The 18,851-nt window shown below is 58.8% G+C and carries 15 protein-coding genes; 6 read left to right on the forward strand and 9 right to left on the reverse strand.

The window, feature by feature from the left end:
• The first annotated feature begins 71 nt into the window (after nt 1-71).
• Nucleotides 72-1,880 carry an ABC transporter ATP-binding protein gene (locus FHT97_RS23700; protein ID WP_183757402.1) on the forward strand — a complete coding sequence of 603 codons (1,809 nt, stop codon included), beginning with the start codon at nt 72-74 and terminating at the stop codon, nt 1,878-1,880.
• A 13-nt stretch (nt 1,881-1,893) separates the two neighbouring features.
• Nucleotides 1,894-3,789 carry an ABC transporter ATP-binding protein gene (locus tag FHT97_RS23705; RefSeq protein ID WP_183757346.1) on the forward strand — a complete coding sequence of 632 codons (1,896 nt, stop codon included), beginning with the start codon at nt 1,894-1,896 and terminating at the stop codon, nt 3,787-3,789.
• 323 nt (nt 3,790-4,112) lie between these two features.
• Here the strand turns inward: FHT97_RS23705 and FHT97_RS23710 are convergent, their stop codons facing one another.
• Nucleotides 4,113-4,538: a DUF411 domain-containing protein gene (locus tag FHT97_RS23710; protein WP_246712749.1), complete on the reverse strand. Its 426-nt coding sequence runs from the start codon at nt 4,536-4,538 to the stop codon at nt 4,113-4,115.
• Nucleotides 4,539-5,531: 993 nt separating this feature from the next.
• Complete coding sequence (locus tag FHT97_RS23715) at nt 5,532-5,837, reverse strand: hypothetical protein (protein WP_183757347.1); 306 nt, start codon at nt 5,835-5,837, stop codon at nt 5,532-5,534.
• A gap of 581 nt (nt 5,838-6,418) precedes the next feature.
• On the opposite strand from FHT97_RS23715, the gene puuE reads away from it, so the two are divergent.
• Nucleotides 6,419-7,342: an allantoinase PuuE gene (gene puuE, locus FHT97_RS23720; protein WP_183757348.1), complete on the forward strand. Its 924-nt coding sequence runs from the start codon at nt 6,419-6,421 to the stop codon at nt 7,340-7,342.
• Entirely contained in the window at nt 7,342-7,839 is a 498-nt protein-coding gene (uraD, locus tag FHT97_RS23725; RefSeq protein ID WP_183757349.1) for a 2-oxo-4-hydroxy-4-carboxy-5-ureidoimidazoline decarboxylase, read from the forward strand. Before puuE ends, uraD begins: the two co-directional genes overlap by 1 nt.
• Before the next feature lie 207 nt (nt 7,840-8,046).
• Here uraD and FHT97_RS23730 read toward each other — a convergent pair whose 3' ends face one another.
• The 6 genes from FHT97_RS23730 to FHT97_RS23755 all read right to left on the reverse strand — a co-directional run bounded on the left by FHT97_RS23730 (nt 8,047) and on the right by FHT97_RS23755 (nt 14,960).
• Nucleotides 8,047-8,970 carry an ArsR family transcriptional regulator gene (locus FHT97_RS23730; protein ID WP_183757350.1) on the reverse strand — a complete coding sequence of 308 codons (924 nt, stop codon included), beginning with the start codon at nt 8,968-8,970 and terminating at the stop codon, nt 8,047-8,049.
• A gap of 154 nt (nt 8,971-9,124) precedes the next feature.
• Nucleotides 9,125-9,949 carry a carbohydrate ABC transporter permease gene (locus FHT97_RS23735; RefSeq protein WP_183757351.1) on the reverse strand — a complete coding sequence of 275 codons (825 nt, stop codon included), beginning with the start codon at nt 9,947-9,949 and terminating at the stop codon, nt 9,125-9,127.
• A 1-nt stretch (nt 9,950) separates the two neighbouring features.
• Nucleotides 9,951-10,784 (reverse strand): sugar ABC transporter permease, encoded by an 834-nt coding sequence (locus FHT97_RS23740; RefSeq protein ID WP_246712756.1) that lies wholly within the window; start codon nt 10,782-10,784, stop codon nt 9,951-9,953.
• Between the two features lie 100 nt (nt 10,785-10,884).
• The gene (locus FHT97_RS23745) at nt 10,885-12,153 is read right to left on the reverse strand and encodes an ABC transporter substrate-binding protein (protein ID WP_183864454.1); all 1,269 of its coding nucleotides are present in this window, start codon (nt 12,151-12,153) and stop codon (nt 10,885-10,887) included.
• 138 nt (nt 12,154-12,291) lie between these two features.
• Entirely contained in the window at nt 12,292-13,377 is a 1,086-nt protein-coding gene (gene ugpC / locus FHT97_RS23750; RefSeq protein WP_183757354.1) for a sn-glycerol-3-phosphate ABC transporter ATP-binding protein UgpC, read from the reverse strand.
• A 62-nt stretch (nt 13,378-13,439) separates the two neighbouring features.
• Nucleotides 13,440-14,960 carry an alpha-N-arabinofuranosidase gene (locus FHT97_RS23755; protein ID WP_183864455.1) on the reverse strand — a complete coding sequence of 507 codons (1,521 nt, stop codon included), beginning with the start codon at nt 14,958-14,960 and terminating at the stop codon, nt 13,440-13,442.
• A 572-nt stretch (nt 14,961-15,532) separates the two neighbouring features.
• On the opposite strand from FHT97_RS23755, the gene FHT97_RS23765 reads away from it, so the two are divergent.
• A complete protein-coding gene (locus tag FHT97_RS23765; RefSeq protein ID WP_183757357.1) occupies nt 15,533-16,198 on the forward strand; it encodes a GntR family transcriptional regulator in 666 nt (221 codons plus the stop codon).
• 31 nt (nt 16,199-16,229) lie between these two features.
• Nucleotides 16,230-16,904 (forward strand): GntR family transcriptional regulator, encoded by a 675-nt coding sequence (locus tag FHT97_RS23770; protein ID WP_183757358.1) that lies wholly within the window; start codon nt 16,230-16,232, stop codon nt 16,902-16,904.
• A 12-nt stretch (nt 16,905-16,916) separates the two neighbouring features.
• On the opposite strand, the gene FHT97_RS23775 is transcribed toward FHT97_RS23770, so the two are convergent.
• Nucleotides 16,917-18,803 carry a sugar phosphate isomerase/epimerase and 4-hydroxyphenylpyruvate domain-containing protein gene (locus FHT97_RS23775; protein ID WP_183864457.1) on the reverse strand — a complete coding sequence of 629 codons (1,887 nt, stop codon included), beginning with the start codon at nt 18,801-18,803 and terminating at the stop codon, nt 16,917-16,919.
• Nucleotides 18,804-18,851: the final 48 nt, after the last annotated feature.

The following is an 18,851-nucleotide window of genomic DNA, read 5'->3' on the forward strand; positions in this document are numbered from 1 at the left end:
CCACACCTCTGTATTGGAACATCACCGTGAGCAGCGATGCTTTAACACGCACGACGAAGCCATCCGCCTCGATGGCGAAGGCGACCGCGGCGGGCTGGGGCAAGGGCCTCTTCACGCTGGTCCGCATTACCGTCATGGCGTTTCGCCATCCCTGGCAATCTGGCCTTGCGATCAGTGCCACCCTTGTTGCCTCGACATTCCAGCTGATGATCCCGCGCCTGCTTGGCCAGGCGGTCGATCACACCCAGGTTGCAATGGCTGGCGGCCAGGCGGGACAGGTGGCACAGGATGCGCTTTTGACGACGGCGCTTCTGCTCCTGGGCGCCAGCGTCCTTCGCGGCCTCTTCACGATGGTCCAGAACTACTACAGCGAGAGTGTCGGCCATCATATGGGCTACGAGCTCAGGCTTGCCTGCTACGAGAAGATCCAGCGGCTTTCCTTCAGCTTCCATGACAGCGTCCACTCGGGCGACCTGATCACGGTCGGCCTGCTCGACCTTGAAGGCGTGCGCATGTATTTCTCGACCGCCCTGGTTCGCATGGTGCTTCTGACCATGCTGATCGGCATCGGCGCCTACATGCTTCTGACCACAGACCTCTTGCTCGGCCTGCTGGCGCTGAGCTTCGTGCCTTTTGTCGCCTGGCGCTCTTCGGTCACGCAGTTGCGGCTGCGCGCGACCTGGCTCGATCTGCAGGAGCGGCTTTCCGTCTTGACACGGATCATGGAGGAAAATCTCGGCGGTATCAGGGTGGTTCGGGCCTTCGCCGCCCAGGCGCACGAAATGATGAAGTTCGAGACGGCCTCGAAGAATGCCCTGGCGCTCGCCCACCAGCGTGTCGGCATCCGCGTCATCAACACCAGTGCGATGACCTTCTCCTTCTTTGCGGCGATGGGCCTCGTCCTGTGGATCGGTGGCGGCAAGGTCGTGTCGGGCGAGATCACCGTCGGTACACTTGCATCCTTCCTGACCTTCATGACGATCCTGCAGATGCCTGTCCGCCAGCTTGGCCTGATGGTGAACGCCTTTGCCCGCGCGTCGACCTGCGGGACTAGGCTCTTCAACCTGCTCGATCTCGAGGTTGCGGTGCGCGATGCGCCCGACGCGAAGGATCTGTTGATATCGGAGGGAACGCTTCGCTTCGAGAAGGTAAGCTTTGCCTACCCCAGCTCGCCGATGCACGGCGTCCTCACCAACGTCTCCTTCGAGGCAAGGCGCGGCGAAACCATCGGCATCGTTGGCCCGCCCGGCAGCGGCAAGTCGACGCTCGCCCATCTCATCCCGCGCTTTTACGACGTCACGGAAGGCAGGATCACAATCGACGGCCAGGACATCAGGAAGGCGACCCTGCAGTCGCTTCGCCGGTCGGTCGCCGTCGTGCAGCAGGATTCCTTCCTGTTCACTACCTCGATCGAAAACAACATCGCCTATGGCGATCCCTGGGCCAAGGAGAGCCGCATCGAGCGCGCCAGCGAAAGCGCCCAGCTCCACAACTACGTTCTCGGCCTACCGACGGGCTATACCACGGTCGTCGGCGAGCGCGGTGTTTCGCTCTCCGGCGGGCAGCGCCAGCGCCTGACGATCGCGCGGGCGCTGATGCTGAAGCCGGCCGTCATGGTCTTCGACGATTCGACCGCTGCGATCGATGCCGCGACCGAGCAGCGCATCCGCACGGCGATGCGCAAATACGCGGCAGATCGCGTCACCATCATCGTTGCCCACAGGCTGAGCTCGCTCATGCATGCCGACCAGATCCTGTTTGTCGAGAACGGAGAGATTGTCGAGCGTGGAACCCATCAGGCGCTGCTGGCTGCCGGCGGGCGCTACAAGGCGCTCTATGATCTGCAGGTGCGACCGGGCGACGACGCCCTCAGCGCCTAGGGAGGAATATGACATGGCCGAGGAACTGGAAACCGAGCGCTCCGACGTTCGCGAGGATGGACGCCGGCCGCCGCGTGCGGTTGTCGGCTCGCACCGCATCGAGGAGGAGATGTTCGGCAAGGCCTTCGACGGCAACATCATCAGGCGCATCTGGTTCTTCGTGCATCCCTACCGAAGACAGGTGTGGCTTTCGGTGGCGGCGGTGCTGACGTTTACGTCGATGCAGCTCCTGATTCCCCTGATCATCCGTTATGCGATCGACCACGGGATGCGGGCGGAGGGGGACCATTCGGCACTGAGATGGTCGATGATTGCCTTTCTCGCCGCGATCCTGGTCAACTACTGCGCCAGCTACGCCCAGGAAACGCTGGTCGGCAATGTCGCCGAGGAGGTCCTGTTCGACATCAGAAAGGCGATGTTCCAGCATCTTCAGCGGGTTTCGCTGTCCTTCATGGACAAGACCGAGGTCGGACGCCTGATGTCTCGCCTGCAGGGCGACGTCAATTCGATGCAGGAGTTTCTTGAAACGTCGGTCCTGTCGGTTGGCGATATCGTGCTGCTGTTCGGCATCGTCTTCGTCATGCTCTATCTCGACTTCAAGCTTGGCCTTCTCACCCTGTCCGTGCTGCCGATCCTGTTTGTGGTCCGCCTCTTCTGGTTGCCGCTGGCGCGCAAGTCCTTCATGGCGGCACACGAGACTAATTCGGTTGCCAACGGGGCGCTCGCCGAAGCGATCCACGGTGTTCGCGCCGTCCAGAGCATGGATCGCCAGGGCGTCAACTTCATGCTCTACGACGACAAGGCGAAGGCGAACCTGAAGACCCACCTGACGGCTGCCCGCTACGCGCAGGTCATGGTGCCGATTGTGGATACCCTGACCGGTGTCGCCATGGCGCTCGTCATCGTCGTCGGTGGTGCACGCGTTCTCAACCAGGCGCTCGACGTCGGTGTCCTTGTCGCCTTCCTGTTCTACATTCAGCGGTTCTTCGATCCGATCCGCTCTCTGACCCTGCAGTATTCGGTGATGCAGCGTGCCATGGCGTCGGGTCAGCGCCTGACCGAGGTTCTTGATGTTCCGGTCGACATCAGGGATGCGCCCAACGCGAAGGAACTTTCCGCCGACATGGATGGTTCGGTCGAGTTTCGCGATGTGGTCTTCGGCTACAATCCCGCACATCCTGTCCTGAAGCACGTCAGCTTCAAGGTGAACCCCGGCGAAACGGTTGCGCTTGTCGGACCAACGGGATCCGGCAAGTCGAGCTGCATGTCGCTGATCCACCGCTTCTATGATGTCCAGCAGGGCCAGGTGCTGGTCGGTGGACATGATGTGCGTGACCTGACGCAGGATTCGCTCGGCAACCAGATCGCCATGGTTCTGCAGGAGCCCTTCCTGTTTACCGGCACGGTGTTCGAAAACATCCGCTACCACAAGCCGGAGGCAACGTGCGAACAGGTGATCGAGGCCGCCAAGGCGGTGGGCGCGCATGATTTTGTCATGCGCCTGCCTGAGGGTTACGACAGCATGCTTGGCGAGCGCGGCGGCAATCTCTCGCTCGGCCAGCGCCAGCTCCTGAGCTTCGCCCGCGCCCTGGTTGCCGACGCTAAGATCCTGGTGCTCGACGAAGCCACGGCCAACATCGACAGCTATACCGAGATGCTGATCCAGAAGGCGCTGGTCAAGCTCCTCGAAAATCGCACGGGGCTTGTCATTGCCCACCGTCTTGCGACGATCCGCGAGGCGGATCGCATCATTGTCCTGCAGAACGGGGAACTGATCGAGAGCGGCAACCACCAGCAGCTCATGAAGAACCGCAAGCTCTATTCTAAGCTCTACAATCTGAATTACGCGTCGTTCGACGACATTCCCGACGCCCTGCTGGAAGAAAAGACGAGCGCATCAACCACGTAGGGGTTGTCACCTTTACCGCGGAAGACGCTTCGTTTGGGAAAGGAGGATCGCCGTGCAGTTCACACCTCACCCCGATCTGATCTCCAATTTGGCGCGAGGGCGGGCGGGGGTAGTCTCGCCCGTGCTGCATCGTCCGGGGAGGAGCAGACCCCGGTAGTCATGTCGTTCTTGTCACCGGAAGGGCTTTGATTGAACCGGCCCTGGCTGCCGCTTGTTCCAGGGCCTCGCGTGCACGACCTTGGAAACCGGAGGTCAGCTAGCAAACATCAGCCTTTGTCGTGATTTTGAATTTCGCTGCAGTCCATGTTCGAGTGTGATCGACATCACCGGCCATCAATTCGCATGTACAAAGACGGCCTCATGTCAGGCTTGCTCAGGCTGAAAACCTCGTAGACCGGTGAATCGTCCTCTGCTGCAAGCGAGCACTCTGCCGTGCCCGGAACGGCAAGTCCCGCAATCTGGGGCTTCTCTTTCAAGACCCTCTCGACAGCCTCCAATGGGACGTGGCCTTCGAAGAAGTAGTCGCCAACCACAGCTGTATGGCATCCATGCATATTCTCGGGGATGCCGAGCCTGGTTTTTATCACGATGAATTCCTCGGAATGGACGACGACATTGAAATCGGCATCCACCATTGCGGCGGCCCAGGCTCCGCAGTGGCCGCAACTCGGGTCCTTGTAGATGTCCATCCTGACTTCTGATGCATACGAAGGCTCTGCGAACGTGGTAACCACACCTGCGGCAGCCATGCACATGAACGCTCGACATTTCATGTCTGTTTCTCCTTGGCGGACGTCACGCTTCTCCAAAGAATTGCCAAGGCGACGTTCCATCGGGGCATATCGCCAGTCCCCAACCGCCAACTCAAGGCTCTTCGACCGGTGTCCGAGGAGGAATGAACGTTGTTTTACAACAGCTCTCTGCCTTCGAGGCGGGTATCCCGCGTCACCGTGGCCTGTTCATGGTGACCGCGCGACCGGCGATCCGTTCAGTTTTCTCAAGGTACTCGCTATCTTGCGTGCAGTTTCCTCGGTGATCGGATTGGCGGGGGCTGCCACGGGCTTCCCCAAGGAGGCCCTTGCCCTTTCACAATCGTCCGCATAGCGCTGAAGCATCGTCCGCAACTGCTCGACGCAGCTTTGCAGGCCGGGATGCGCTCAGTTGTCGGCGGGGATCGCCATCGTCGCACCAATCTCGAAAATGGATGTAGACACATCCATTCGAAAGTTCTGCTGATTGACCTGATATTCCCCTCATCGGGCCAGTCTTACCTTTGGCTCGAAGGCATAACCATAGCAAGATTTTCGAGTTACTCAATGTATACTTGAAGTAGATTATTTAAAACTATAAGTTAGACGGATTGAAAACGCTATATATTGAAGAATTCAGCATCCAAATCTCATTACGTACCAAGGTTTATTATAGAACGACGCAGGCACTTGGTGGCTTTCCGTGAATTCATTGCAGGCAGGAGCCTCAATATTCGCCTGCCTTCCGGGAACGCTATCGTCCGGATGGGCTCTGGTCCATGTCGGCCAGTTTTCCGAGCCGCCCTGTTCGCGGCGACAGGAGCGAACCCTGGCATCAGCGTGATGTCTGATCCCCAGCCGCCAGGCTTCCGTCCATCCTCGGGAGCGGATGTCTAAAATCTTAGGCCCTTCTCGGACTGATGCCATATGGCCAAAGTCCGGGCATGCGGTCGGGGTCGGGCCGCAGACAAATCCCCATCCCCGAGGATCGAGTCATCGACCGACCGGCCCGAAATCCACTCCCAGGCGGGAGACATTTTGTTCGAAGGTGCCGTCTTCAGGGCCTGTATCGAACAGGATCGTTCTCGTGTTGCTCCCCTGACGAACGGAAATGAGACATGCAAGGCCATGGGCCGCGCAGCATATGCATTTCCCGCCCATAACCCACGTTCCGCGGCGTCGGCGTTCCAGTGCGGCAAACTCGGTCTCGACAAATGACGGGACTGTGGAGAGGTTATCCGTCGCGTTATCGACAAGGATCAGAACCTCAACACTATCGACTGCTTCGAGGCCGCTCATAAGACCCTCCGATCCTGCAGACACTGCGAGGACAACCGCAACCAGTGAGGGCTATGCTACACCCCACCTCCGGGATTGTCGCTATTCTGCAATGTTGCAACTCGCCCAAAACCATGAACCGAGTCAATCAAGGGGCTCGACGGCCCGTTCGGGGACTTGGCTGCCCTCGCGGCCCGACAACCGACGCGAGGCATGGTTTACTATTTATACTGGGTTGATGGGAGCGAGCGATGCGCCCGAAACCGCCGCCAACCGCGACATCGCCAACGCCGCCGGCTGTATCCGCCTCTATCGTTGCCAACAGCTCATTGGTTCTTGCATCGATCCGTTGAATGCTACCGTCTCCTTGATTGACGACCAAAATGGCCCCCTCGCCTGTCCCTAGGAATCGGCACTCGTTTCGGGTTGACTGATCCTCGCGGCACTGCTCACTGTGGCATGGATCGGTGGGCTCTTTTTCAAAATAAGCCCCGGTCCGAGCGCGATCAGTGGCTTCACCGCAAAACTCTGTTGCGCAATTTCCATCTAGTCATTCCGTCTCGGAATACTATCGTTTCGCCGACGTTCAGGAAGGTGATTTCATGGTATCCGAGACTTATCCGCGCAATCTCGTCGGCTATGGACGCAATACGCCCGATCCGAAGTGGCCGGGCGATGCGCGTGTGGCAGTCCAGTTTGTCATCAACTACGAAGAGGGCGGCGAAAGCTGCATTCTCGATGGCGACCCGGCCTCTGAAAATTTGTTGTCGGAAATCGTCGGCGCCGCCGCTTGGCCGAGCCAGCGCAACTTGAACATGGAATCGATCTATGAGTATGGCTCGCGCGCCGGTTTTTGGCGGCTGTGGCGGACGTTCACGGAACTCAAGGTTCAGGCGACCGTCTATGGCGTAACACTTGCCATGGCCCGCAACCCGGAGGCGGTCGCGGCCATGAAGGAGGCTGGCTGGGAGATCGCCAGCCACGGGTACCGCTGGCTGGAATACAAGGATTTCCAGGAGGACGTCGAGCGCAAGCATATCCAGGAAGCCGTGCGCCTGCACACCGAGCTGACCGGCGAGCGGCCCTACGGCATGTATCAAGGCAAGCCCTCCGACAACACGCTGCGCCTCGTCATGGAGGAGGGTGGTTTCCTTTATTCCTCGGACTCTTATGCCGACGACCTGCCGTTCTGGGTGAAGGGTGTCGATGACAAGCCGTTCCTGATCATCCCCTATACGCTCGAGACCAATGACATGCGTTTCGCCACGCCCCAGGGCTTCAACTCTGGCGATCAGTTCTTCACCTACCTCAAGGATGCCTTCGATACGCTCTATGAAGAAGGCAAGGCCGGCAGCCCGAAGATGATGTCCGTCGGCCTGCATTGCCGCCTCGTTGGTCGTCCTGGCCGCGCTGCGGCGCTGAAGCGCTTCATGGAGTATGTGCTGAAGCACGATAAGGTGTGGATCCCCCGGCGTCTCGAGATCGCGCAACATTGGCATGCCCACCACAAGCCGGAGACGATCTGATGCTTTCGCGTGACGAGTTCGTATCGCGTTACGGCGGTGTTTTTGAACATTCGCCATTCATTGCCGAGCGTGCCTATGATGATGGCTTCGTCGGTGACGAATTGACGGTTGATCGTGTCCACACGGCGCTCGTTGCCGTCTTCCGGGCGGCCAGCCCAGAGGAGCGGCTGGGAGTGCTGCGTGCCCATCCCGATCTTGCAGGACGCCTCGCGATCGCAGGTGAATTGACCGAGGACAGCAAGAAGGAGCAGGCGGGCGCCGGGCTCGACCGACTTAATGCCCAGGAGCACGACCGTTTCACCGAGCTGAATACGGCGTATGTCGAGAAGTTCGGCTTTCCGTTCATCATTGCGGTGAAGGGTTTGAACAAGGACGATATTCTGGCGGCGTTCGAAAAGCGCATCGGCAATACGAGCGACGAGGAGTTTGAAACGGCCACCGCTCAAGTCGAGCGCATCGCGTTCCTGCGCCTGGAAACGATGCTTCCAGGGCGGTGAAACATCTGCAGCATGCACGCGCGCCCTGGACGACCCGACCTTGGCACGGAGGGAGATGCCTTCATGACAACCACTCTAACGACCGAGGATACTATCGGTTTCTGATGCACCGTCGATGACCACAGGCTTCAGGCCCTTCAGGCTTGCGACCGAGGCGGCATCCGGCAGTCGCCAGCATTGCGACTTCTTCAGGCCCCTCGCCGCGGCCTAGAAAAACAGGCTCATAACCAGATCCTGATCGAAATCGCCGAATCCCTTGCCAAACAGGTTCATTCCGCCAGGATTGTCGGCCTTGTCGTCGATGCCGATGCGGAAACGGATGGAGTGATGATCGGCGATGCCAAGCGAAGAGATCGTCTGCGTCGAGACCATGGCGCCGTCGATCCAGGTGCCGGTGTCGTCGATCGTCCAGGTCTTCAGCTTGCCGTATTGCGAGCCGCTGAGCTTCCACCAGGCTGGAGAATAGAGGCCGCGCCGGTCGCCATAATCGCCTGGAGACGTCCAGTGACCAGCCTTGATGCCGTTGATCCAGATCGAGATGTCGGAGGGCCAGTTGGCGTTGGTGGCCGGCGTCTCCGAGCTGAGTTCCGCGGAGAACTCGACCTTGCGGATTCTCCTGCCGGAGACCTTGGCATTGTTGGGAAACTTGTACTCCACATAGCCGCGGGTAAACCACAACAGGGCAGCCTGCATGCGCTGCGGATCGAGAAAGACCTCCTGCACGTCAAGCATGCCGATGACATTGTTGACAGAGCAGAGGCCGCAGGGCGCTCCCACCTCGAACTCGGTGAAGAGACCGATCGGCATGCTGACGGTCACGACATCTTCGGACGCCTTTGTGCCACCGCTGTCGAAGCGGATGAGGATCTCGTCATAGATGCTGGAACAGATCTTCTGGTTACCCTTCGTCGCCTTCATCGTGTGGGTCTGGATGAGACCGGCAAGTTCCAGCGCCTTGAGGTTGGTTGCTGCCGTCGATTGCGGCAGCCCCATGCGGCCGGCAATGTCATTCACGTTCAAGGGCCCCAACTGGCGGAGCAGATTGAGTATTTCTATGCGCGTCGCGGAACCGAGGGCCTGGACGACTTCGACGTCCTTGATGGGATCGACGGTGAGAAGTTTCGTCTCCATGCGCAGCTACTGGTTCTTTCTTGTTAGATCGTTGCTGATATCACGGCAGCCTGTCTGGTGTCGCGGCTTTTTCTGGACGTTTCCGCCGCTGCCCAGGCCCTGAAAGGCCGGCGGGCAACGACGCCCGGGAACGGATGGCGAAGGTTTATCCTCGTCATCCCTTGATTCCGGAAGACAGCATCAGCGCCTGCGTCACCCGCTTCTGGAAGAGCAGATAGGCGACAGCAACCGGCATTGCGGCGAGGATTGCCACTGCCATGTCACGCGCATATTTGACGCCGAAAGCATCTCTCGTCTGGGTAATGCCGACGGTGATTGTCATCATCTCATCGGAGTTGGTGACCAGGAATGGCCAGAGAAACGCGTTCCAGGCCATGATGTAGGTGATGATCGCAAGCGCTGTGGTGATACCCCAGTTCAAGGGCAGATAGAGCTTGAAGAGGATCTGGAACTCACCACAACCATCAAGCTTGGCAGCCTCCCGCAACTCCTTCGGAACGGAATCAAAGAATTGTTTGTAGACGATGACGACGACCGGAACGATGAGCTGTGGCAGGATGATCCCGCCCCAGGTATTGATGAGGTTCAGCTTATGCATCAGTACGAACTGCGAGATAACGAGCGCCTGCGAAGGCACCATGAAGCTCGCGAGGATGATGCCGTAGAGCAGCTTTCGTCCGGGGAAGACGATCTGCGACAGCGCGTAGGCGCACATGACGCTGATCACGATCACCACGACGGTGACAGTGATCGAGGTGACGATGGAATTCAGGTACCAGGTCGAAAGCTTCGTTTCGAACAGCGCATAGTAGTAGGCCGAAAAATTGAAGACGTCGGGAATGAACGTCGTTTTCGACACGACCTCCTGTTCGGGTTTCATCGAGGTCACAATTGCCCAGTAGATGGGGAATGCCCACATGCAGGCGATGCAGAAGGTGAGGACGAGCAGCAGCAGGTTGCCGATGTTCTTGCCGGGCATTTTAGCGCTCCCTTACCCGCAACAGCTGATATTGTAGCACCGAGACGATGACGATGATCATGAAGAGCAGAACCGCAACGGCGGAGCCGACGCCGCCATGGTTCGTGCGAAACGCCTCGCGATAGACGAGTTGCAACAGGACGTAGGTCGAATTGAACGGGCCGCCTTCGGTGAGCAGGTAGACCTGATCGAAAATCTTCAGCTGAAGGATCAGTTGCAGCGTCAGGACGAGCGCGGTGACCGGCCAGATAAGAGGCCAGGTGATGCGCCGGAAACATTGCCAGCGCGTCGCGCCGTCGAGCATCGCAGCCTCATAGTAGTCATGGGGAATGTTCCGCAACCCGGCAATGAAGAGCAGCAGGTTGAAGCCGTTGGTCCACCAGACGGTCACCAGCGCCACCATGGGCATCGCCCAAAGCGGATCGCGAAACACGCTGATGCGTTTGCCGGTGACGAATTCGATGACGAACTGCGCAACGCCGAACTGCTGATCCAGCACCCATTTCCAGATCTGGGTCACGACCGAAACGGGCAGGATGTAAGGTATGAAAAACAGAACCAGGATCAGGCTCTGCAGCCAGCCCTTCAGACGCACGACCATCAATGCCAGACCGAGGCCGATTAGCGTATTCGGAACCACAGTCAGCACGACGAAATAGCCGGTATTCCAGAACGACGTGAAGAAGAGCTTCTGATGGAAGAGCTTCACGTAGTTGTCGAAACCCACCCATTTGCCGTCGCCGATAAGAGGCGCGTCGGTGAAGCTCAAGGCAAACATCTTGAAGACGGGGTAGGCAAATACGACCATATAGGCGATCAGGAACGGCGCGATCATTACGATGGCGGTCAGCGTCTTGCGCCGTTTTTCACTGGTAACCACGAACATCTCCCTCAGAGCGGTGCTGGCCGGAGGTTTCGCTCCGGCCAGGCTCGTCTTACATCTGGCTCTTCAGCTCGTCGCGCATCTGCTCGATCGCGTCTGCCGGGTCGAGCTGGCCGTTGAGCGCAGGAACCACGAAGTTCTGGGTTGCCTCGTAGATCGGGCCGGCGACCCCGGCGAGCTTGGAAACCGGATCAAACGTGGCCGTGTTTGCAAGCTTTGCATAGGTCGCATTCGGCTGCATTTCCTTGAATTCCTTGGTGTCGGTCACCGGCTTGTAGGCCGGGATATGACCGGCGGAAGCCCAGGAGATGCTGTGCTCGTTCATCCAGTTGATAATCTCGAGCACGATCTTCACCTTCTCCGGAGAGATCGGCTTGGAGTCACTGTTCGGGATCGCGAAAGAGTGCGAGTCCGCCCAGGTCGCCTGCGTGCCCATCAGGTTCGGGATTTCGATGGCACCCCACTCGAAGCCAAGATTGCCGTTCTTGGCAAGGTCAGTCATCGTCGGCACTTCCCAGACGCCGTTGATGTGCATCGCAGCTTTGCCCGAGGTGAACAGCGCGATCGACGCTTCATAGGAGATCAGCTTCGGCGCGTAACCGGTGGATACCCAGTTCGCCATGGTTTGCAGCGCTTTCACGCCTGCGTCGCCTGGCAGGATTTCATCGCCGTCGATGAACTTGGCGCCCTGTTGGGAGAGCAGCGTGTAAAAGACGCGCCACATGGAGCCGCCTTCATCCGTGTGCAAGGACAGCGGATACTCGACCTTGCCGGTTGCCTTAATCTTTTCCAGGGCCGCATTGAAATTCTCAAGGCCATCGAGACCCTTCGGCAGGCCATCATCGCCGAGCAGGCCCGCTTCCTTCAGGATCGTCTTGTTGTAGTAGAGAACAATGGAATGAACGTCGAAGGGAATTCCGTAGACCTTATTGTCGAATGTCGCCTGTTTCCAAGCAGCATCGACATAGTTTTCCTTCTTGATACCTGCACCAGCGAGCTCTTCTTGCGAGATCGGACGCAGGATGCCGGTCGGCACGGCCAGCGGGTAGCGCGACATGTGATAGGTCATGATGTCGGGCTGTTGGCCGACGGCGGCCGAAGTCTGGACCTTGGTGTAGAAGGGCACGCCCCATTCGAGCGTGGTCGCGTTGATCCTGATATCCGGATGGGTATCGTTGAACTCCTTGATGAGCGCCTTCATACGAACGCCGTCGCCGCCGCTCAGGAAGTCCCACCAGGTAATGTCGGTTTGCGCGAATGCGGCTGCTGAGGGCAGCAAGGCGATCGCCGCGGAAACGGCGAGTTTCAGTAGCTTCTTCATCGGTTCCTCCTCGATAAAAGTGTGGTTTACTCATCACCCCAAGGCATCGGGGTACCCCTCACCGCCGGCCTCCTCCAAGGTCGGCAATGTTCTTCTTCAGTCAGGTCCGACGTGTCCCGCCCGGCTGGGCTGCGGCCGTCAGCTGAGCCGTCCGCCCTCGGTGTCGAAGGCCAACATTTCGGGCACTCTCAGAGAGAGACTGATCTTCTCCTTCGGCTGTGGACGGCCATCACGACATTCGACGGTCATTTCCGTACCGTTTCCCGTCAGAACATGCAGATATCCGGTGCCGCCGAGTTCCTCGATGAATTCAGCGGTGACCGGCACTGTCACAGCGCCTTGTCTGGCGCCGAGTTCGATATGCTCCGGCCGCACGCCGACATAGACCTGTGTACCGACGGCGACCGCCGTGCGGGCCGGCAGATCGAAAGCCTGACCCGGTGCATCCTCGAGTGCGACCCGCAGGGCGTTGCCGTTTGCCGCGAGGGCCCTGCCCTTCAGGAAATTCATGCCGGGCGAGCCGATGAAGCCGGCGACGAACATGTTGGCCGGGTTCCGGTAAAGCTCCAGCGGCGCACCGATCTGCTGCACGAGGCCGGCTTTCAGCACGATGATCTTGTCGGCAAGTGTCATTGCCTCCACCTGATCGTGGGTGACATAGACCATCGTGGCGCCGATCTGCCGGTGCAGACGGGCGATCTCCATACGCATCCTGACGCGCAGCTCGGCATCGAGGTTGGATAGCGGTTCGTCGAACAGGAAGACGCGCGGTTCGCGTACGATTGCCCGACCAATCGCGACGCGCTGGCGCTGGCCGCCTGACAGTTGACTAGGCTTGTGGTTGAGATATTCGCCGAGCCGCAGGATTTCGGCAGCCGCCTTAACCTTGCGCTCGATCTCTGCCTTCGGGCGCCGACCGATCGTCAGGCTGAAGGCCATGTTTTCGTAAACGGAGAGGTGCGGATAGAGCGCGTAAGACTGAAAGACCATCGCCACTCCGCGCTTGGAGGCCTCTCGATGGGTCACGTCCTCGCCCTCGATGGCGATCTTGCCGCCGCTCGTCTCTTCCAGCCCGGCAATCATCCTGAGCAGGGTCGACTTGCCACAGCCCGAGGGACCGACGAAGACGGCGAATTCCCCCTGCTCTATCTCGATGTCGACGCCATGAATGACCTTAAGCGCGCCGAAAGATTTGCTGACATTCGTCAACCGGATACCAGACATTGATCCTCCCGATCCTCGTCATGATCGGGACGGCCTATCCGAGCCGCCCCGAACCGGCCCTTCTAGGCCGAGGCGACGGACAGCAGCACGAAGTGGTACGACTTCGGCGGCAGTGAGCCCGAGAGCGTGCCCGTATCGGTGACGGAAAGGCTTGAACCCGCCTTCGGCACGATGCGTGTCTGATCTTCAACCGAATTGCGCGCTTTCAGATCATCGCCAACCATCGTGCGATGCTGGAGGATCGTGGCACCCTTGAAGCCTTGCAGGTCGACACTGAGGTCCATGACTTCGTCGAGGCTGCGATTGATCGCAAAGAGCGCAATCGTCTTGCCGTCGTCCTGCAGGACGGCCGACAGGTCGAGATAGGGTACGTCCTGGGCCACGTCGCAGTCATAGGTCGGACCAGAAGCGGAAACCGTCAGCGCCGTGCCGCGCCCGTATTTCGATGCGTACTGCAGCGGATAGTAGATCGACTGCCGCCAAGCCGGGCCGCCAGCCTTGGTAAGGATCGGTGCGATCACGTTGACGAGCTGTGCCATGCAAGCGATCTTGACGCGATCGGAGCGACGGATGAAGACGTTGATCAAGGAAGCGACGAAGATTGCGTCTTCCAGATTGTAGAGCTCTTCGAGAAGCGGCGGAGCTTCCGGCCAATCCCAATTCTTGTAGCGCTGATCGTCTTCCTTACGGTCATGGTACCAGACATTCCACTCGTCGAAGCAGATCTTTACGTCACGCTTCGAGCGCTTCTTCGTCTTGATATAGTCGATGACGCCGCCGATGGTGACGATGTAGCGATCGAGATCGATCGCCTTGGCGTAGTAGTTCAGCGTATCATTTTCCTCATTGCCGAAATACTTGTGCAGCGAGATGTAGTCGACACTGTCATAGCTCGCATCGAGGACGGTTGCTTCCCATTCGGGATAGGTCTTCATCTTGTCGTTGGACGAGCCGCAGACCACTGTTTCGAGGGTCTTGTCAAAATATTTGAAAGCCTTGCTGACTTCGTTGGCAAGATGTCCGTATTCGGCCGCGGTCTTGTGGCCGACCTGCCAGGGGCCGTCGATCTCGTTGCCGAGGCACCAGATGCGCACATTGTGCGGGTCCTTGTAGCCGTGCTTGACGCGCAGGTCGCTCCAGTAGGTGCCGCTGGGATGGTTGCAATATTCGAGGAAGTTGCGGGCGTCGTTCAGGCCGCGGGAGCCGAGGTTCATCGCCAGCATCATTTCGGTGTTTGCCAGCTTCGACCAGTCGGCAAACTCGTTGACGCCCATCTGGTTCGTCTCGCGGGTCCGCCAGGCAAGATCAAGACGCGTCGGGCGCTGGTCGCGCGGACCGATACCGTCTTCCCAGTGATAAGCCGAAACGAAATTGCCGCCGGGATAGCGTACGATCGGCATATCCAGATCGCGGACCATATCAAGAACGTCGGTACGGAAGCCATTCGAATCCGCTTTTTCGTGGCCCGGCTCGTAAATTCCGGTGTAAACGGCCCGTCCCATATGTTCGAGAAATGAACCGTAGACCCTCTTGTCTACGGTCGAGATCGTGAATTCCCTGTTCAGGGTTGCCTTTGCGCGCATCGGTGTTCCTCGTTTATTGAATTCGATTTTTTGGCACGCTAATCTGTATGATTTTTTATTTCAAGATATTTGTTTTATATCGAAATATCAGATTTAAATGGAGGTGTAAGCGCCTGGGGCGGCAAGGCAGCGGGACAATGCGCGCCTGATCCCGGTCGAAGGTTGCTGAATGGAAAGGGCTACGCCCAGACTGTCGGGAATGCCCGAGGTGGCTTCTATGTGGCCGGGCGCTGCTTGATGATGAGGACCGGGACCTCAGACAGGTTGACCACCTTTGAGGCCTGGCTTCCGATAATCAATCTGTTGACGAAACCGCGGCTGTGCGAGCCCATGACGATAAGATCTGCGTCAATCGCCTACGCAGTCTCAAGAATGCCTTCATAGGCATTGATGTATTCCACAGTTTCGGTTCGTGCGCCGGTTCCGGCTATCGCTGCCGCCTTCCTCAGAACCGCCTCACACTGATCGACGTTGGCGCGGCGTAGGTGTCGGAAATCGCTCGTAATCACCGATTGAACGCGTGCAGCATCCTCGTTATACGTATGACAAAATGCAAAATATCGGAGATCATTTTGCTGCAGAAAGTTTTGGGCGAAACCGTCGCGGAGAGCAGCTATCGGCAGATCAAGGCCGATATCATCTTTGGGAGACTGTCACCTGGGCAAAAGCTGAAGCTCGAAAATCTGAAAGCAGCCTATGATACGAGCGTCAGCACGCTCCGGGAGATTCTGAACCGTCTGACATCGGAAGGGCTTGTCATCGCCGAGGGTCAGCGCGGATTCGAAGTCGCGCCTGTTTCGGAGGCAGATCTGCGGGAAATCGCTGCGCTGCGGCTGCTGCTGGAAGAACATGCGCTCGATCAATCCTTCGCACAGGGCGGTGTCGAATGGGAGGCCGCATTGATGGCGGCTCACTACAAGCTCGCCCGCATGGAAGGAGTGATGGCCTCCGGCGACACCAGCAAGACTGAAGACTGGAAGCGCTACGATTGGGAATTCCACCAGGCTTTGATCTCGGCCTGCGGATCGCGTCTCCTCATGGAAACGCATTCCGCCGTCTTCGACAAATACCTGCGCTATCAGATGGTGGCCTTGTCATACCGCGGAAACGTCGCAGAAGCTGAGCATCGGCAACTTCTGGAAGCGGCACTGGCCCGCGACAGCGCGACCGCGAAGAAAATCCTTGAGCGCCACATCCTCGGCGGGGTCGAGCACGCCCTTGCCCAGCAGCGACTATGACGCGTGACATCTAGGCATATCAGGAAACACCATGCTCAAGCCTGTAACCGAACCCTCTGAGACGGTCAGCGATGTCGTCCTGCGCCAGATCCGCGAGGACATCATTTCCGGCAGGCTCGTGCCGGGTGCAAAGATCAAGCTCGAACAGGCAAAGGAGCGCTATTCGATCAGCGTCTCTTCCTTGCGCGAAATCCTGAGCCGTCTAACGACCGAAAACCTGGTGCTTGCAGAAGGACAGCGCGGCTTTGAGGTCAGCCCCGCCTCCCGCAAGGAGCTGGAGGAACTTGCGGACCTTCGCATTGTCCTCGAGACGCATGCGATCGCTCTCTCCTTCGCTGCCGGAAACCTCGAATGGGAGGGAAGGATCGTTGCCGCGCACCATAAACTCGCGGCGGCCGAGAAGACGCTGCTCTGCGGGGATGTCTCACGCACGATCGATTGGGTTCGTTACGACTGGGAGTTCCATCAGGCGATTGTCTCGGCCTGCAATTCGACCACGCTGATGACTATTCTTTCTTCCGTCTTCGACCGTTTTCTGCGTTATCACATGCTGGCCCGCAGTTTTCGCGGGCAGCCGGTCGTCGATGATCACAAGCTTCTTTTCAAGCTCGCATTGAAGCGTGATGTCGAGGGCGCGCAAGCCGTGGTCCGGCAGCATATCCAGAGTGGTGTTGACCACGTGCTGAAAAGCGGTCGGCTTCCTTAGGCCGCCGCAAGGTCAGATCGCATCCCTCGGCACGCCCTCGGGCCGCATCTGCTTCTTCAAAGCAGCAATGCGGAAGATGGCGTTGGGCGCACCATAGCCGCGATAGCCGCGGCGTTCGACGATTTCGAAAAAGAAGCCTTCGCCGTAGGTCCCGCTGTAGAGCTGGAAATACTCGCCGTGCTCGTCGCGATCATAGAGAATGTTCTCCACTTTCAACCGCTCGCTGAGCTGTGGATCAAGGCCGAAGCGCGCCTCGACGTCATCATAGTAGTTTGGCGAGATGTGAAGCGCCTTGAAGCCTCTTTCGCGCAGCGATTTCGCTGTCGCGAAGATGTCGTCTGTCGAAAATGCCAGATGCTGGATGCCGGATCCGAATTTCTCTGCGATGAAGTGGCCGGCAAGCGTGCGACGATTTTCCGCGCCGTTCATGGTGATGCGGAGCGAGCCCGTGTCGTTCTCGACGACCTGACTGCGCACCACCCCGCCAGGGTCGATGATGTCGACCATCGGCGTCTTTTTTGTTTCGAAGATCGCAGTGTAGAACAACAGCCACGTCAGCATCTCGTCATAGGCCACGGTCTGCGCAATATGATCAACCCGCCGCAGACCCGCATCGCCGGCGTCCTTACCATCGACCGCTTCGAAGTCGATCCTGGAAAATTGCCCGAGCGGACTCTTGTCGTCGATCAGGTAGATCAACGCGCCGCCGACGCCGCGAATGGCTGGAATTTCGAGCTCGCCGTCGGCAACGGCCTGACGGAACGGTTCGGCATCAAGGGCAATCGCGCGCCGGTAGGCCGCGGCGGCATCATCGACGACGAGTGCCATCGCGTAGGCAAAGGTTCCGTGAACAGCGTAAGCAGCATTGGCAAAACCAACCGGCTCGACGTTGACCAGAATGCGGATGTCGCCCTGCTGATACAGACTGACCTTCTTGGAGCGGTGAACCGCCGCCTTGCGAAAGCCGAGTGCCCTGATCAGACCATCGAGCTCGACGGCCTCCTCCTCATCGGTGGCAAATTCGACGAAGCCGACGCCCTGTGCGGACGCTCTCGGGGGCATGTCGATGCCGATCCTGGCACTTGTGCTGCGGCTGACCTGGTCACCGAGATAGATCAGCGACCGGTGGCCGTCTGCGGCAATCTCGCGGGTGGAACCGCCGCGGAACTGGTCGTTGAAGATCTCAAGCGAGAAATAGCCATCGTAGCCTGTCGAGGCGACAGCCTCGGTAAACGCGGCGACTGGAAGATCACCCTCGCCCGGCATGTTGCGGAAGTGGCGGCTCCAGTAGAGGAGATCCATATCGATCAGCGGAGCATCGGCGAGCTGGACGATGAAGATCCTCTCCGGCGGAATGGAACGGATTGAATTGACATCGATTTTTCGTGACAGCGAGTGGAAGCTGTCGAGGATGAGCCCGACGTTCGGGTGGTTTGCCCGCCGCACGATCTCCCAGGCATCCCGGTGGTCGTTGATAAAGCGTCCCCAGGCGAGCGCCTCGTATCCGACCCTCAAGCCCCTTTTCGCAGCGCGCTCGCCGAGCTCATGAAAATCGGCGGCTGCGCGGTCGATGCCGCCAAGCGCCGCGGATGAAACGTTGGAGCACACAAGCACAAGGTCGGTTCCGAGCTCCTGCATGACATCGAATTTGCGCTCGGCCCGGTCGAAGGTACGGCTGCGCAGGGGTTCCGGCATGCCTTCGAAGTCACGGAACGGCTGGAAGAGCGTTACCTCCAGACCGAGATCCCTTGCCATCCTCCCGACTTCGGCGGGCCTGCCGTCGAAGGCCAGAAAGTCGTTCTCGAATATCTCCACACCGTCGAAACCTGCTTTCGCAATTGCTTCCAGCTTTTCCGGCAATTCGCCACTGATGCTCACCGTGGCAATCGAGGTCTTCATGATCAGAACCCTTTCGTACTCAGCTGACAGGGGCAACATCGATCGATG

It is taken from the genome of Rhizobium sp. BK399 (assembly GCF_014194695.1).
In the GTDB taxonomy this organism is placed as follows: Bacteria; Pseudomonadota; Alphaproteobacteria; order Rhizobiales; family Rhizobiaceae; genus Rhizobium.

What these genes read in the sequence shown, in the direction of transcription:
- FHT97_RS23710 (WP_246712749.1), bottom strand. Translation starts at nt 4,538, where the DNA reads ATGGCTGCCGCAGGTGTGGTTACCACGTTCGCAGAGCCTTCGTATGCA.
- FHT97_RS23715 (WP_183757347.1), bottom strand. Translation starts at nt 5,837, where the DNA reads ATGAGCGGCCTCGAAGCAGTCGATAGTGTTGAGGTTCTGATCCTTGTC.
- FHT97_RS23735 (WP_183757351.1), bottom strand. Translation starts at nt 9,949, where the DNA reads ATGCCCGGCAAGAACATCGGCAACCTGCTGCTGCTCGTCCTCACCTTC.
- FHT97_RS23740 (WP_246712756.1), bottom strand. Translation starts at nt 10,784, where the DNA reads ATGATCGCGCCGTTCCTGATCGCCTATATGGTCGTATTTGCCTACCCC.
- puuE (WP_183757348.1), top strand. Translation starts at nt 6,419, where the DNA reads ATGGTATCCGAGACTTATCCGCGCAATCTCGTCGGCTATGGACGCAAT.
- FHT97_RS23770 (WP_183757358.1), top strand. Translation starts at nt 16,230, where the DNA reads ATGCTCAAGCCTGTAACCGAACCCTCTGAGACGGTCAGCGATGTCGTC.
- FHT97_RS23775 (WP_183864457.1), bottom strand. Translation starts at nt 18,803, where the DNA reads ATGAAGACCTCGATTGCCACGGTGAGCATCAGTGGCGAATTGCCGGAA.
- ugpC (WP_183757354.1), bottom strand. Translation starts at nt 13,377, where the DNA reads ATGTCTGGTATCCGGTTGACGAATGTCAGCAAATCTTTCGGCGCGCTT.
- FHT97_RS23700 (WP_183757402.1), top strand. Translation starts at nt 72, where the DNA reads ATGGCGAAGGCGACCGCGGCGGGCTGGGGCAAGGGCCTCTTCACGCTG.
- FHT97_RS23755 (WP_183864455.1), bottom strand. Translation starts at nt 14,960, where the DNA reads ATGCGCGCAAAGGCAACCCTGAACAGGGAATTCACGATCTCGACCGTA.
- uraD (WP_183757349.1), top strand. Translation starts at nt 7,342, where the DNA reads ATGCTTTCGCGTGACGAGTTCGTATCGCGTTACGGCGGTGTTTTTGAA.
- FHT97_RS23705 (WP_183757346.1), top strand. Translation starts at nt 1,894, where the DNA reads ATGGCCGAGGAACTGGAAACCGAGCGCTCCGACGTTCGCGAGGATGGA.
- FHT97_RS23730 (WP_183757350.1), bottom strand. Translation starts at nt 8,970, where the DNA reads ATGGAGACGAAACTTCTCACCGTCGATCCCATCAAGGACGTCGAAGTC.
- FHT97_RS23745 (WP_183864454.1), bottom strand. Translation starts at nt 12,153, where the DNA reads ATGAAGAAGCTACTGAAACTCGCCGTTTCCGCGGCGATCGCCTTGCTG.